The organism is Amycolatopsis pithecellobii, assembly GCF_009707865.1.
Taxonomy (GTDB): domain Bacteria; phylum Actinomycetota; class Actinomycetes; order Mycobacteriales; family Pseudonocardiaceae; genus Amycolatopsis_E; species Amycolatopsis_E pithecellobii.
In genome coordinates this window covers 1-14798 of record NZ_WMBA01000014.1, presented here as the reverse complement: position 1 = coordinate 14798, position 14798 = coordinate 1, and the positions used below count along the sequence as shown (strand labels likewise).

Here is a 14798-nt window from a genome sequence, read left to right as displayed (position 1 = left end):
TCAAGGATTTTCTCGGGGCAGCGCTGATGTCGGCGATGGCCGCTACGTTTTGAACCATGGCGATTGTGGTTCCGCCACACGGAAAAACAAGTCCCGAACATGTCGGTGAGAAAGACCCTCTGCTGTCAAGCCTTGAGATGGCCTTGAGGCGGCGGGTCTCGGAGGGGCCTGCCGCTCCGGTGCTGTGCGAATACGACGCCGGCAGCGGGGGAGCGGTATCGTTCAGCGCGGCCGAGGTCGATCTCCGGGCGAGACGGGTCGGCCAGTGGTTGTCGGCTCAGGGAGAACCCGGCGACCGGGTGCTGTTGTGCCTGCCACCTGGCGTTTCCTTCACCGGCGCGCTTTTCGGGTGCTTCTACAGCGGCAGGATCGCCGTTCCCGTCCCGGTTCCGGGACGCTTCGCGCACGAGCGCCGCAGGATCGCCGCGATAGCCGTCGACGCGGGGGTCTCGGCCGTCCTGACCACCTCGAAGTCCGCGGTCCACGTGTCGGCCTGGCTCGGCGAGGAGGGCTTGCCACTGCCGGTTCTCGACGTCGAGCACAGTGAGCATCCCGGCCTGGCCGACGACGAGTTGGCCGACAACGACGCGGACACCCTTGCCGTGCTCCAGTACACGTCGGGCTCCACCGGTCTGCCGAAGGGCGTGATGCTCAGCCACGGAAACCTCCTGGCCAACATCGCCGCCATCGCGCGAGCGCTGGATCTCGCACCCGGGGTCCGCGTCGGTGGCTGGCTGCCCAACTACCACGACATGGGCCTTATCGGGCAGTTGCTCACGCCCATCATCCTCGGCGGTACCTCGGTCGCGATGGACCCGATGACCTTCCTGCGCCGCCCGTACCTGTGGCTCCGCATGATCGACGAGCTGGGGATCGCGGTCGCCGCGGCACCGAACTTCGCTTACGAGCTGTGCACCCGCCGTGTGACGGACGAGCAGCTCGCCGGGCTCGACCTGTCCCGGTGGGAAGTGGCCCTGAACGGATCCGAGGCCGTTTCCGCCACAGTCGTAGAGCGTTTCACCACTCGCTTCAAGACCGCCGGGTTTCGTCCCGAATCCTTCGCACCGGCATACGGACTGGCGGAATCAACGCTGCTGGTGACCGGTTCGGCGCGCAGGCGCCCGGTGGTCAGAAAGCCGGATTCGCCCGCGGGCGCCGCCGGTCATTCCCTGGTGAGTTGCGGCCGCTGTGATGACGTGGATGTCCGCATTGTCGACCCGGAATCCCGGTCCGTGCTCGCCGAAGGCGAGATCGGGGAAATCTGGGTCCGGGGCGGTAGCGTTGCCCAAGGCTACTGGAACGCACCGGAGTTGACGGAGGCCACGTTCGGGGGCATGACCGCCGACGGTGAAAGGCGTTTCCTGCGCACCGGCGACCTCGGGCTCGTGGATGACGGCGAGCTGTACATCGTTGGCCGGATGAAGGAAATCATCGTCGTCCGGGGTATGAACCTGCACCCCCATGACATCGAAGAGGCGGCGCGGGCGCAGCAGCCGCGACTGGCTGCCAGGGTCGGTGCCGCGTTCGGGGTGTCCCACCCCACCGCCGGCGAACTGCTCGTGCTGGCTCATGAAGTCGAGGCCGGCACGCCAGCGGAGGAGTTCGCCGGACTTGTCTCCTCCGTCAGGTTGATGGTGTCCAGGGAGTTCGGGGTCGAACTCGACGGCATGCTGCTCTTACGTCCTGGCGGGGTGCCCCGCACCACCAGCGGCAAGATCCAGCGTGCGGAAATGTGCCGCCGCTTCCTGCAGGACGAGACCACCCCGCTGTACCTGGACCTGACGGCCAGGTTGCAGAGCCTCGTTTCCGAAGGGGCTGGGTCGTGAGCGCCGGTTCGGCAGTGACGGCGCTGGAAGAGATGCTCGGACAGTGGCGCGCTGATGGACCGTTCGCCCCGGAAGAGCTCGCCCGGCTGGACGCGGCCGAGGTCATCCCCACAGCAGCGTGCCGGGCGCTGGACGACGCCGGCCTGCCGGCGTACTACGTGCCGGTTCGGTTCGGCGGACGTCTGGTTGCTTTCCCGGAGGTGGTGGCCATGCTGCGGGCCGTCGCGCGCCAGGATCTCACCGTCGCCATCGCGCACGGCAAGACTTTCCTCGGCGCGGTGTCGGTGTGGGTCTCCGGATCGCCGGAGACGGCCGAGTGGCTCGCGCGGCAGATCATCGACGGTGCCATCGTCTGCTGGGGCCTCACCGAACAGGGCCATGGCAGCGACCTTCTCGCGGGCGAGGTGTCCGCCGAGCGGACGACCGACGGCTGGCGGCTCGACGGGACGAAGTGGCTGATCAACAACGCCACCCGGGCGCAGTTGGCATGCGTGCTGGCACGCACCTCGGCCGAGGGCGGTCCACGCGGGTTCAGCCTGTTCCTGGTCGACAAGCGCGAACTGGCTCCGCGCCACGTCGAGCCCTTGGACAAGATCCCGACACACGGGATCCGCGGCGCCGACATCAGTGGTCTCTCGTTCCACGACGCCCCGCTCCCCGCCACCGCCCTGATCGGCGAACCCGGTAAGGCCGGTGAGACGGTGTTGAAGGCGCTTCAGCTCACCCGCACCGCCTGCGCCGCGCTGTCGCTGGGGGCCGGGGACCACGCGATCCGCCTCGCGACGCGGTTCGCCCGCCGGCGCCGGTTGTATGGCAGGCCGGTGGCTGAGATGCCGCTGGCACGCGACACGATCGGACGTGCCGCCGCGCGACTGTTGCTGGCCGAGGCGGTCACCGCCGTCGCCACCCGTGCCATTCACGTACTGCCCCGCGAGATGAGTGTGTTTTCCGCGGTGTGCAAGGCCTTTGTCCCGACGATCGTGCAGGAGGCGATCGAGCAGGTCGCCGAACTGCTGGGTGCCCGGGGCTACCTGACCGGCGTCTTCGAGCACGGGGAGTTCGCCAAGCTGGAACGCGACCACCGGCTGGTCGCCATTTTCGACGGCAGCACACTGGTGAACCGGCAACTGCTGATCAGTCAGTTCACCAGACTGGGACGCGGATACGGTGCGGTCGACCCGTCGGCAGCCGACCGGCTGTCCACTTTGGTCACCGGTCCCTTGCCCGAAATCGCCTATGACAAACTGACGCTGATCTCGGCGTCAGGGTGCGGCCTGACGCTTGCCGTGCCGGGGTTGCTGCACCGCGTTCGTGAGCTGGACAGCGGCGGCCGCCTGACGCACGTGCTGGCGGACTTCGAAGCCGCCTGCGCGCGGACCCACGCCGCCATCGAGGCTTACCGCCCCGCCTCCGGCATGCCCGGGGCACACGCCTTCGCCCTTGCCGAGCTTTACGAGCTGTGCGTCGCGGGCGCCGCGTGCCTGTTGATCCTCGCGAGTCGCCCCGACGACGGCCGAACATGGACTTTGCTGCGCGGCTGCCTGGAACTGGTCGTGGAGCGGCTGGTGCCAGGCAGGCACGGAGATGACGAGGTCTTCGCCACTCTGGCCGAGCACGCACTGACAGTCGATGAGCGTCTGACCCTCTTTGCCCGCGATCAGGAGGACTCTCCGTGGTGACCGCGTCCGCACTCGACCGGGTCGCCGTGCTGGAGCGGAAGTTCGGCGATCCCTTCGACTCAGCGAACCCGTTGGGATTTCAGGAAATTCTCGCCGTCGACGAGCGCGGTGAGAGGTTCGCGCCTGGAGAGCGGGCGCTCGACGAGTTCGGGATGAACGCCGAACTGGTACCGTACGAGCTCGGCGGTCGTTTCACGCGCCTCGACGACCTCATCGCCGTCGGCCGGGCCGTGAGCCGTCGCGATCCGGGCCTCAACGCCGGTTACCTCACCCCTTCGCTGCTGGCCAGTGTTTGTGTCTGGCTCGCCGGTGACGACGACCAGCGGCGCTACGTCGCCGAAACGCTCCTCGCCGGTCACCGGCTGGCTTGCGCTTACCACGAACTCGAGCACGGCAACGAATTCACCGCCGCCGAGTTCACCGCGCGGCCGGCCGGCGACCGGCTGATTCTCGACGGGCGCAAGGAGGTCATCGCCGACGTCGACCGCGCCGAAGCACTGGTGTTGTTCGCGGCGACCGGCGGAACCCAGCCGGCCCAGGCACATTCGCAGTTGCTGCTGCGAGGTCCCGACCTCACCGGCGCACGGGTGAGGTCACTGCCCAGGTTCGGCACGGTCGGCCTGCGTGGCGTCCATCTCGGTGGCATCGCGTTTCACGCGGCACCAGTGGACGAGGACCGGGTGCTCGGCCGCCTCGGACGCGGCACCGAAAACACGATGAAAGCGTTCCAGCTGACCAGGATCGCGTTGCCGGCCATGATGACCACGGTCGTCGACACCGCTCTGCGCTGCACGGTCAGGCATCTGCTCGGCCGGACCCTGTACGGCAAAGCGGCGATCGACTTACCGCATCTGAAGTCCAAACTGGTTGACGTCTTCGTCACGCTGGTCGCCGCGGACGCCTTCTCGACCTCGGCGGCACGGTCGTTGCACGTCTACCCGGGTGAGGGTGCGCTGCACGCCGCCACGGTCAAGTACCAGCTGCCGACCCTGCTCCTGGACGCCATGAATCAACTGGCGATGATCCTCGGAGCCCACTCGTACCTGCGTGCGGGACCCACCGCCATCTTCCAGAAGCTCATGCGCGACATCCGGGCGATCGGCGTGGTCCACATCAGCAGGGCCGCTTGCCGGATGACCCTGTTGCCCCAGTTTCCGCTGCTCGCCCGGCGATCCTGGGGTACCGAAGATGCCGCGGACGAAAACTTGTTCGCCGTCGGGGCCGACCTTCCGCCGCTCGAATTCGCCAAGCTGCGAGTGACCGGCAACGGACGCGACCATCTCTTCGGCGGCCTGTCGACGGGGCTGGCCGCGCTGACCGGTGACACCACACCTGACGGGCGGCTGATCCGGACGCCGGCGGAGTCCCTTGCCACGGAAGGACGAGAACTTCGCGCCGCGGCCACCGCACTGTCCACATCGGACTTCGGTGTGGACGCCCCGCCGTCGGCCGCCCGGATCGTGGACCGCTACGCTCGCCTGTCGCTGGCGGGTGTGTGTCTGGAGACGTGGCGCCACAACAGGGAGCGCAGTGGCGACTGGTTGTCGGCCTGGGCGGTAGCCGCGCTGACCAAGCTTGCCGGCGGCCGCTCACCGGGGCAGCTACCCGGCAAGGTCGAGGATCGCTTGTTCACCGAACTCCTCGACCGGTGCGCCGGCAACATCGACCTCGGGTTGTCCGGCCATCCCGTCTTCGAGGCCTGACCCGCCATGTTCCAGCGACTACAGGATGAGGTGTTTGATGACCAGGACGCATGAGGTGCCCACGGTCGAGGGCATGATCGCATGGCTCACGAAGGCCGTCGCGCGGTATGCCGAGCGACCGGAGACCGAAATCGACCCGGACAGCCCGCTGAGCGACTACGGTCTCGACTCCGTGGCGGCATTCGCCGTCATCACCGAGATCGAGGACGCGTTCGACGTCCTTCCCGACGTCACCGTGGTCTGGGACTACCCGTCGATCCGCAAGCTCGCGTCGTTCCTGACCGATTTCATTCGCAGCGAACGTGAATAGCATGGCCATTCCCGCACCGGACACTCCTTTGCCGCTGCTGCCCGCCCAGCAGCAGCAGTGGATCGCGCACCACGAAGATCCCGCCAACCCGCAGTACAACTGCGGCGGGTATTTCCGGCTCACCGGTGGTCTCCGTGAGAAAGCGCTTACAGCCGCAATTGCCGCCGCATATTCGGAAACCGAAGCGCTGCGGGTGATCTTCCACGAGCAGGACGGGCAACCCTGGCAGACCGTCGTCGCGGCGGGCCCCGTTCCGCTGTCGTCGGTCGACCTGCCGGACGAGGCCGCGGCGATCGACTGGATGAAATCCGCGCTCGCCGTGCCATTCGAGCTACGCGGGGGCGACCAGGTGTGCTCGCAAACGCTGATCAAAACGGGTGAGCGTGAATGGTTCCTCTTTTTCCGGTACCACCACATTGCGCTGGATGCCTATGGTGCGCATCGATATCTGCTTCGCGTCGCACAGCACTACAACGCCCTCGTCACAGGTGAACCAGCACCACCTGGCGGATTTGCCGGCCTTGCCCAATTGGTGGCTGAGGACGACGCCTACGCAAGTTCGCCACGGGCGCAGCGGGATGCGGACTACTGGCGGCACGTTTTGTCCACGCCTGTCTCGTGGTCCGGTTTCGCCTCGCACGACCTACCGGCCGGGCCCAGCCCGTTGCGTTCGGTGGCTCCTGTCTCCGACAAGTCGCGGGCCGCGTTCCTCGAACTGTCCGCCCGGACGGGCGTGCGATGGCCAGTGCTGGTCATGGCGATCACGGCATGCCGGTTGAGCGTTCTGACGGACTCACCGGACGTCGTGATCGGCCTGCTGGCCGCCAACAGATCAACGCTCGCCGCGGTGAAGACTCCGGCGAACCTGGCCAGCGAGTTGCCGCTGCGCATCGATGTCCGGTCGGAGCGCACGTTCACCGATCTGCTCGGGCAGGTGGGCGAGCGGCTCGGTGAGGCGATCAGGCACCAGCGAGCCCACCTGGACCAGGTGCCCAATTCCCCGACATTGCGCACGTTCGTCAACGTGATCGCCTTCGGGGACCAGGCCCATTTCACCGGTTGCGAGTCGGAGTTCCGTGTCCTCGCAACCGGTCCCGCGTCGAACTTCCGCGTTAACTGTTACGGCGAGGCGACCCGCGACCTGCTGCTGGAGTACGAAGTCAATTCCCGGCTCTACGACGAATTTCAGCTCGCCCGGCACCAGGAGGGAATGCTGTCGTCGTTGGATCAGCTCATCACCACGCCGGACACACGGCTGTCCGACGTGCTCGCCCTCGCCGTATGACCGGCCTGGGAACGCGACCCGCCGCACGCTTCGCGCTGGTGGGCGCGGCGATGGCGTTCGGTTACACCGCACAGCAATCGGTTTTTCCCGAATTGCTTCCGCTGGCTGTTCGTCTCGGCGTCGACAAGCTGTGGATGGGCTTGGTCATCACGGTATCCGGTTGCGTCTTCCTGCTTTCCAATCCACTGTGGACCTTCGCGGCGCGCCGGTGGGGCAGCAGGCGCGTACTGGTCGCCGGGCTGATCGGCATCGTGCTGAGCTCGGTCGTGTTCACCCTGATCGTGAGCTGGGGTCCGGGAAGCCGCTGGGTGGGTTTCGCCGGTGTGCTGCTGACGCGAGGCGTGTTGTTCGGCCTCGCCATGGCGGCCGTCGCGGTCTCCGGGCCCGCATTCGTGCTCGCCGATTCCACCGCTGCCGGCGAGCGGGGTCGTGCCGCCGCCGTGATCACCGCGGCCCAGGGTTTCGGTGTCCTCGCCGGACCTTTGCTGGACGGGATCACCAGCGCGCATGGGCTGATCGTCCTGCTGCTGGCGCCTCTGGCTCCGCTCGCCGTGGCGACCGCTTTGGTGGCGCGCATGGACCACGGCGAGCAGACGAATTACGAGCAGCGTTCGTCATCGTCGTGGGGGCCATTCGTCCGCGGTGTTTGGCCGTATCTGCTGGTGATCACGTCGTTGTTGTTGTTCGTCGCGACCACCCAGGTCACCGCCGGGTTTCTGCTCACCGACCGGCTTGGCCTCTCCAGCGATGATGCGGGCCGGACCGCCGCGTGGGTGCTGGTCGCGGGGAGCGCACCGTTTCTGCTGGCCCAACTGGTCACCATGTCCCGGCCGGCGCTACCGGCCGGCCGGATGTTGCAAGCCGGGCTGGCCCTGACCCTCGCGGGCGTCCTGCCGCTCGCGTTCGCGCGAACCCTGCCGTGGATTCTGATCGGGGCCATCGTGGCCGCCATCGGGATTGGCTGCGCCTTGCCGTCCTGCTACGAGTTCGTATCGCGGGCCGACAACGAGCCGCGGCACACCCGCACCGCGGGTGCCATAGCGGCTGCCGCGGGTGTTGCCTTCGCTGTCGGCCCTGTGCTGGCCGCCTGGCTCTACACCGCCGGTACCGCGGTTCCGTTCCTGGCGATCGCGGTACTTCTGCTCATCGGTGCCGCGGCTCTGTTCAGGAGTTGATCCTCGTCGGCCTATCCGACAGCCCTGTTCGACAGAGGGGTCCTATACTTCAGTGGTGATCGTGTAACGTCAAGCCTTACTCGCCTGGGCTTGCGGCGAAGTCCTACGCGCAATGGAGGCAACGTCTTGGGCAACCGGCCGTCTCACCGCGCTGAGCCGACGCTGGAACGTACCCTGGCGCCGCCCACCGCGAGGCGAGACACCCTCGTGGACCAAGTTGTGCGGCGCCTTCGCCGGGAGATCACCCGGGGGACTCTGGACCCGGGCCGTCATCTGGTCGAGACGCGGCTCGCCGAGGACTTTTCGGTCAGCCGGGGCACGATCCGTGAAGCACTCACTCGCTTGGCTTCGACCGGGCTCGTCGAGTTCGTCGCCGGTTCCGGGCATCGAGTGCGCTACTTCAGCGACGACGACGTCATCGAGATCGGTGAGGTGTTTGCTGTTCTCGAGGGGCGCGCGGCCCGGCACACGCAGCTTCCCCTTGAGGCATCGGTCGAGCGGGAGCTACGCGATACAGCCGAACGCATGCGCGGGCTGCGCGTGCCGGACGACCTGGACGAACTGCTGGACCTGGATCGGTCCTTTCATGCGACGCTGATGGGGCACCAGCCTCGGAGCAAGCTGTTCGATGCGTGGAAGAGCCAGGAGCCTTTGCTGTCGCTGATGGTGATCCCGCTGTTGCGGCGCGGTCAGTCCGCCAGTCAGGACCACGCTGCCCGCCACCTGCTGCTCCTTGATGCCGCCATGTCGGGAAAGGCATCGAAACTCATTGCAGCGCTGGAAGATCACTACCACCAGCATGAATGATCGGGCAGTGAGCACGATCAACAGAAGCGTTCGCAAGAGCGCTTGCTGAACCGGCGCACGCCGGTCAGCGCCTCATCGTCGACGGCATAGTGCCGTACGGGTGCCGCCTGCGCACGACACACTCCTGAACTGCTGACGGTGACGGATCGATGCAGGCGGTCAGCGTTCCTCCCAAGTCGGTCTCGCTACCCAGCGGTGCGGGTTTTCGGGCTTGACGTGACCGCTGCGGTGCGTGAGTATACGACGATCGCGTCCAACTACAGTGTCGGACAATCTTGCGGTCGGGAGGTAGACGGTGTCAGGCCTGAGACTGCGAGGCGTTCACGGTCCTCATCCCGATCCGTCAGGTAAGACGCCTCCCGCCCCCAGAGAGAGACGAATATCGATGATGCGCCCCAATCGCAAGGGCGCCGGCATTCTCGGCGTGCTCGCTGTCTGTGTGATAACTGGGCTGACTTCTGTTGCCTGTACGGGATCTTCGGGTTCATCCGCGGCTCATGATCCATCGACCTTCACGATGGGAATTCCGGCTCCTCCGATCTCCCTCGATATACCCAAGGATTATGATCAAAGCACCACCACCTATGTGGCACTGGTGACGCAGAAGCTGGAAACAATTTCGGCGACGGGAGACCTCTCGCCCCAATTGGCGACCGCGGTCCAGCAGCCCGACGACACCACGCTCGTCTACACGATCCGCGGCGGCGTCAAATTCTCCGACGGAACGCCGCTCACCGCGGATGACGTGGCGTGGAGCATCGAACACGACGCAACAGGGTCCTCGCAGCTCGCTGCCGACCTCATCTCATTCGGCAGCGTGAGTGTCAGCGGGCCCCTGCAGGTCACGGTCAAATTATCTCATCCAGATGGACAGATGCGGAGCTTGCTCGCAACGACCATTTTCGTGCAGCAGGCGGCGTTCGCCAAGGCGCATGCGAACGACCTCGGCGCACCGGGCGCTGCCCCTATTGGCACCGGTCCGTATATGTTCGCCGGCAATACCCAACAGGCCGTGACTTTGGCGGCCAACCCCAACTACTGGGGGGCAAAGCCGAAGGTGAGCAAGATCGTCATGGTGCCCGTGAGTGACGACAATACCGCACAGCTGGCCATGCGATCCGGCTCGATGCAGGCAAACCTCGTCGCCAACCTCAAGACAGCCGGGCAGTACCAGCAAATTTCCGGCGCGAAGCTGTACCCGCTGCAAGCGAATATCTCGGTGAACTATATTTCACTCGATACCCAAGCGGCGCCGCTCAACGATCTCCATGTGCGGCGGGCAATCGCCCACTCGCTCGACAAAGCCGGAATAACAACGGCAGCGTATGGCAACTATGCGAAACTGCTACCCGGATTGAGTACGACGGACCAGCTCGCGGACGTCAGTCCAGCCAAGGCCGACGAAGATGCGTTTCTCAATGGGCTGCCGCAGTACTCATTCGACCTTGCCAAGGCCAAGCAGGAATTAGCTCAGTCCGCATATCCGAACGGCTTCCAACTCGCCGTCAGCTATGACTCGACCGCGCCCTTTGCCGAGCTCACCGTGCTGAACCTCCAGCAGAACATGGCCAAGATCGGCGTGACGATCACCCCGAAGCCGGTGACTCAGAAACAGTGGATCGCAGCCGTCTACGCGCACAAGGACCTGGGACTGCAACTTCTCCCCTTCACGAGTGCGGGGCCCGACGCGGGCTCCATGCTCGTCGCCACGACGGCGGCGGGCAACATCCGGCCCGGAGCCTTCAACACGGCGAACTGGACCACCGCAGCTGTCGAGGCGGCGGACAAGCAGCTACAGGAATCGTCTGACAAGGCAGTTCGCTGGCAGGCCGTCAAGACCATTCTCACCGCGATTGCCAACGATTTGCCGTACATACCTCTGCAGGCTCCAGATCGGGTTCTCGTTGTCGCCGGCGAGTTTTCTCTCACCCAGAACCAGAGCATCCTCGACCTTCAGACCAACGGCACGTGGTCCGAACAGCTCACCGCCAACTAGAAACCGAATGAACGTGAAATGATGGTGAAATCCCATGTCGTTCATGACATTTGTGGCTCGACGATTGGCCTGGGTCATCGGGATCATGGTGTTGGTCAGTTTTCTCGTGTTCAGCCTGCTGGCCGCCAGCCCCGGATCGGTAGTCGCCACACTGCTCGGTGCCCGGCCGGCCACGCCAGAGGCGATCGAACAGGTCACCGCGCAGTACCACCTCGACAGTCCCTTTTTGGTCCAATACTGGGACTGGGCGAAAAGTGCACTCAGCGGCGATTTCGGTCGCTCGATCCAATCCGGTCAGACGGTCACCAGCGACATCGCCTCGCACCTGACGATCACACTTCAGCTGGCCCTCTATGCCCTGGTGCTCGTACTCGCCCTGGGAATCACCATCGGCATTGTCGCCGGAATACGTCAAGGGTCGCTGTTCGACCGGGCGACGTCGGGTCTGTCCGTACTCGGAATGAGCGCACCGGGCTTCGTGGTGTCGATCCTTCTCAGCTACCTGTTCGGCGTACTGGTCTCGATCTTTCCCGTGTACGGTGGCGGAAACGGTGACTTCACCGATCGCGTCGAACATCTCACGCTGCCTGCCGTCGCATTGGCCGTCGGGATGATCGCGCTTATCGTGCGGCAAACACGCGCGGCTGTGGGCGACGTCGTAGACCAGGACTATGTGACCTTCGCCCGCGCCCGTGGCCTCAACCTTCGGAGGATAACGCTGCACTACGTACTGCGAAACGCGGCCGCACCCGTGGTGAACACAGGTGGCCTTCTCGCCATCCATCTGGTTTCCGGGGCCGTTTTGGTGGAATCGGTGTTCGCTCTCGGTGGGGTCGGGCAGTTGATGGTCCAATCCGTCGAATCGAAAGACATTCCCGTCGTTCAGGGCCTGGCCTTTTTCATCGCGCTCTTTGTTGTCTGCATCAACCTCCTGGTGGATGTGGTGACGCTCATTCTCGATCCACGAACGCGCGACGGAGTGCGGAGGTGAACATATGACCACCGACATCGCCCGCCCCGCAGGCGCTCTATCGCCACGCGGTCGCGATAAGCATCGCCTCGTGATTCCCTCGCTGTGCGGCGCGATCCTCGTGGCCGGGCTGGTCACGATGGCGACCGGAACCCTGCTGGCGCCGCAAAACCCGTTCACACAGGATCCTCTGCTGAGTGTGACGCTGCCTGGTCATGCGCATCTTCTCGGCACCGACCAGCTGGGCCGCGACGTGTTGTCCCAGCTCATCGCCGGCACCCGGCCGGCGTTGCTCGGACCGCTGGCCGTCGCCGTCGGCTGCGTGCTGATCGGGTGTGGCGCCGGCATGGTCGCGGCGTACCGCGGCGGCGTCATCGACGCGGTAGTGACCCGGTGTGCTGATCTTATCCTTGCCCTGCCGGCCCTTCTTATCGCCGTCGTGGTCGTCGGGGTTGTCGGGGGCGGATATTGGTTCACCGTGGGGGTCCTGTTGGTACTGTCCCTTCCCTATGAGATCCGGCTGACCCGGAGCGCGGCACTCGTCGTGGTGCGCATGCCCTACATCGAGGCTGCTCGAACACTCGGCCATGGCTCGACACGAATCCTGATCAGGCACGTCCTGCCGAATATCATGCCGACTGTCGTCGCGACCTTCCTTCTCGATTTCGTCATCGCGCTCATCGGCTTCGTCTCGCTGAGCTTTCTCCACCTGGGTGTACCGCCAAATCAGCCGAGTTGGGGCGGCATGCTCGCCGACGGCCAACAGCTGATCGGCCAGAACCCCTGGCTGTCGATCGCGCCGGCCGTACTACTCATCCTCACTGCTGCGAGTGCCACGCTCCTCGGGGACGCGGTGTACGAGCGCATCTCACGGCGAGGGACACAACAATGACAAGGGTTAGCATCGCCGCAACCACGATCACCGGTACCACGATTCAGACCGCTGAACCGGACGATGGCCGTCTCAGCGTCCAGCGCTTGACCATCACCGGCGGACCACAAGGGCACCCACGAGTACTGGTCCGAGACGTGTCCTTTCACGTCGAATCCGGCCAGACACTCGGCATCGTCGGCGAATCGGGCAGCGGCAAATCGCTCACCGCACGCGCACTCGCCGGGCTGCTCCCGAAAGGGCTGCACGCATCCGGGTCCGTCAGCTACGGCGGGCTCGAAATCATCGGCAGGCGGGAGCGAGACCTACGTTCGACTCGCGGCACACGGATCAGCCTGCTTCTCCAAGATCCATTCACCATCTTGAACCCGCTCCTGACCGTCGGCGCGCACCTCGTTGAGTCCATGCGGGTCGACGGGCATCGAAGCCGGAGCGACGCCGGCGCCGACATCGGCCGTCGGCTTGGCGAAGTCGGCCTGAAAGCCGACGTCGCGGAACGGTACCCATTTCAGCTGTCGGGCGGCATGCGACAGAGGGTTGCCCTTGCCTGTGCCCTGGCGCGTGATCCCAGCCTGTTGATCGCCGACGAGCCAACCACCGCACTCGACGTCACAACGCAGGCAGAGGTCCTGCGGCTGCTGGCCAAAATCCAGCGAGATCGCGGTATGTCCCTCATCCTCATCACCCATGATCTGCGAGTCGCATTCGAGGTTTGCGACCGAATCCAAGTCATGTACGCCGGCTCCGTGGTGGAGCAGGCACCCGCGCAGCAGCTCGCCGCTCTGCCGGCCCACCCCTATAGCTTGGGTCTGCTGCTGACGGAACCTCCGGTCGACCGTTATGTCGAGAAACTCGCCGCGATCCCCGGCGCGGTCCCGCGCGCGGAACAAGTCGGTGACCAATGTGGATTCGCCGATCGCTGCGAATGGAAGCAGTCGCCCTGCGTGGCCGGCAGACCGCCATTGGCCACCATCAACGCGTCACACAGGTCAGCGTGCCTTCGGATCGACCATATCCGCGGCGAATTGACCGAGCGGCTCTCCGGGCGAAACACGACCAGCACCTCACCCCGGCCAATAACCGAAGGATCGGCCCCGATAGCGGTGGTCACCGACGTGCGCAAGAGCTTTCGATCAAGCCGGCTTTTCGGTCGCAACCGGGAAGCGGTCGCGCTCGATGGGGTCAACTTCACTGTCGGACAGGGGGAGTCGGTAGGACTTGTCGGCGAGACCGGGTCGGGAAAGACGACGATCGCGCGACTGATCACCGGCCTGACGCGACCCGATTCCGGGACGGTCGAGATCAATGATGTGGACCAATCCGACGGTTCCCGACGTCGAACGCGGCAACTGCACCGTCTCGTGCAAATGGTCTTCCAGGATCCGTACGCGTCACTCAACCCCGCCCTGACCGTCGGCGCGACGTTGCGCGAAGCGCTCGCCGTCCGGGGAAAAATCGACGACCCGTCCGAGCGGGTCCCAGCGCTCCTGGCCGAGGTTGGGCTACCCGCCAGTTACGCCGGCATCCGCCCGGTCGCTCTTTCCGGCGGCGAGCGACAACGCATCGCGATCGCCCGTGCGATAGCGGTTCAGCCGAGACTGCTGATCTGTGACGAGCCAGTCGCCGCCTTGGACGTATCGGCTCAAGCGCACGTGCTCGAGCTGCTTCGGACGATTCGACGTCATGCCGGCATCAGCATGCTCTTCATCACTCACGATCTTGCCGTCGTCCGGCAAATGACAGAGCGGGTCGTCGTTCTTCATCGGGGCCGGATCGTCGAGGCCGGGCTCACCGCGGAGGTCCTGGACGATCCCCAGCATGAATACACCCGAAGGCTTGTCGCTGCGATCCCGGGCAGTGAGGCCTGGAACCCGCGCGCGGAATAAGGCCACGGAAGCGAAAGGACCTGTAGCCATGCACCAGTATTCCAGCGAACGGGTGGTAGTGAGCCACCAAGGCCGGCAACTCGAGGTTGTCACGACCGGACCGCTCGAAGGGCCGGCCCTTGTCTTCCATATGGGCACAACCTGTGGTTCCCCCGCTTTGCCGGAGACTTGGTTATCAGGATTCGTCCGGCTCGGCCGGGAGCCTAGCCGGTCCGGTCTGTTGCCGGATGCGCCATGCCTCTTCGTGTTCGTCGGGAGATAGTCCGCCG

At 65.4% G+C, this 14798-nt stretch carries 11 protein-coding genes; all 11 read left to right on the top strand.

Features of this window, described 5'->3' with window-relative positions; all coding sequences use genetic code 11:
• The first annotated feature begins 137 nt into the window (after nt 1-137).
• The 11 genes from GKO32_RS11760 (at nt 138) to GKO32_RS11710 (ending at nt 14529) form a co-directional block, all read left to right on the top strand.
• Nucleotides 138-1826, top strand: coding sequence for a fatty acyl-AMP ligase (locus tag GKO32_RS11760; protein ID WP_166459500.1), 1689 nt, complete (start codon nt 138-140; stop codon nt 1824-1826).
• Nucleotides 1823-3505 carry an acyl-CoA dehydrogenase family protein gene (locus GKO32_RS11755; RefSeq protein ID WP_154756874.1) on the top strand — a complete coding sequence of 561 codons (1683 nt, stop codon included), beginning with the start codon at nt 1823-1825 and terminating at the stop codon, nt 3503-3505. Before GKO32_RS11760 ends, GKO32_RS11755 begins: the two co-directional genes overlap by 4 nt.
• Nucleotides 3499-5208, top strand: coding sequence for an acyl-CoA dehydrogenase family protein (locus GKO32_RS39730; protein ID WP_154756873.1), 1710 nt, complete (start codon nt 3499-3501; stop codon nt 5206-5208). Before GKO32_RS11755 ends, GKO32_RS39730 begins: the two co-directional genes overlap by 7 nt.
• Nucleotides 5209-5245: 37 nt before the next feature.
• Nucleotides 5246-5518: an acyl carrier protein gene (locus GKO32_RS11745; protein WP_154756872.1), complete on the top strand. Its 273-nt coding sequence runs from the start codon at nt 5246-5248 to the stop codon at nt 5516-5518.
• A 1-nt stretch (nt 5519) separates the two neighbouring features.
• Nucleotides 5520-6803 (top strand): condensation domain-containing protein, encoded by a 1284-nt coding sequence (locus GKO32_RS11740; protein ID WP_154756871.1) that lies wholly within the window; start codon nt 5520-5522, stop codon nt 6801-6803.
• Nucleotides 6800-7978 carry an MFS transporter gene (locus GKO32_RS11735; protein WP_154756870.1) on the top strand — a complete coding sequence of 393 codons (1179 nt, stop codon included), beginning with the start codon at nt 6800-6802 and terminating at the stop codon, nt 7976-7978. Before GKO32_RS11740 ends, GKO32_RS11735 begins: the two co-directional genes overlap by 4 nt.
• A gap of 126 nt (nt 7979-8104) precedes the next feature.
• Nucleotides 8105-8785 (top strand): GntR family transcriptional regulator, encoded by a 681-nt coding sequence (locus GKO32_RS11730; RefSeq protein ID WP_154756869.1) that lies wholly within the window; start codon nt 8105-8107, stop codon nt 8783-8785.
• 385 nt (nt 8786-9170) lie between these two features.
• A complete protein-coding gene (locus tag GKO32_RS11725; RefSeq protein WP_154756868.1) occupies nt 9171-10781 on the top strand; it encodes an ABC transporter substrate-binding protein in 1611 nt (536 codons plus the stop codon).
• A gap of 34 nt (nt 10782-10815) precedes the next feature.
• Nucleotides 10816-11772 (top strand): ABC transporter permease, encoded by a 957-nt coding sequence (locus tag GKO32_RS11720; RefSeq protein ID WP_246243511.1) that lies wholly within the window; start codon nt 10816-10818, stop codon nt 11770-11772.
• 4 nt (nt 11773-11776) lie between these two features.
• Complete coding sequence (locus GKO32_RS11715; RefSeq protein ID WP_154756867.1) at nt 11777-12643, top strand: ABC transporter permease; 867 nt, start codon at nt 11777-11779, stop codon at nt 12641-12643.
• The gene (locus GKO32_RS11710) at nt 12640-14529 is read left to right on the top strand and encodes a dipeptide ABC transporter ATP-binding protein (protein WP_154756866.1); all 1890 of its coding nucleotides are present in this window, start codon (nt 12640-12642) and stop codon (nt 14527-14529) included. The genes GKO32_RS11715 and GKO32_RS11710 overlap by 4 nt, the downstream gene beginning before the upstream one ends.
• The last annotated feature ends 269 nt before the right edge of the window (nt 14530-14798 follow it).

Bases quoted from the DNA above. Each gene is read 5' to 3' on its own strand.
- GKO32_RS11720 (WP_246243511.1), top strand. From the start codon at position 10,816: ATGTCGTTCATGACATTTGTGGCTCGACGATTGGCCTGGGTCATCGGG.
- GKO32_RS11740 (WP_154756871.1), top strand. From the start codon at position 5,520: ATGGCCATTCCCGCACCGGACACTCCTTTGCCGCTGCTGCCCGCCCAG.
- GKO32_RS11760 (WP_166459500.1), top strand. From the start codon at position 138: ATGGCCTTGAGGCGGCGGGTCTCGGAGGGGCCTGCCGCTCCGGTGCTG.
- GKO32_RS11725 (WP_154756868.1), top strand. From the start codon at position 9,171: ATGATGCGCCCCAATCGCAAGGGCGCCGGCATTCTCGGCGTGCTCGCT.
- GKO32_RS11710 (WP_154756866.1), top strand. From the start codon at position 12,640: ATGACAAGGGTTAGCATCGCCGCAACCACGATCACCGGTACCACGATT.
- GKO32_RS11735 (WP_154756870.1), top strand. From the start codon at position 6,800: ATGACCGGCCTGGGAACGCGACCCGCCGCACGCTTCGCGCTGGTGGGC.
- GKO32_RS11745 (WP_154756872.1), top strand. From the start codon at position 5,246: ATGACCAGGACGCATGAGGTGCCCACGGTCGAGGGCATGATCGCATGG.
- GKO32_RS11715 (WP_154756867.1), top strand. From the start codon at position 11,777: ATGACCACCGACATCGCCCGCCCCGCAGGCGCTCTATCGCCACGCGGT.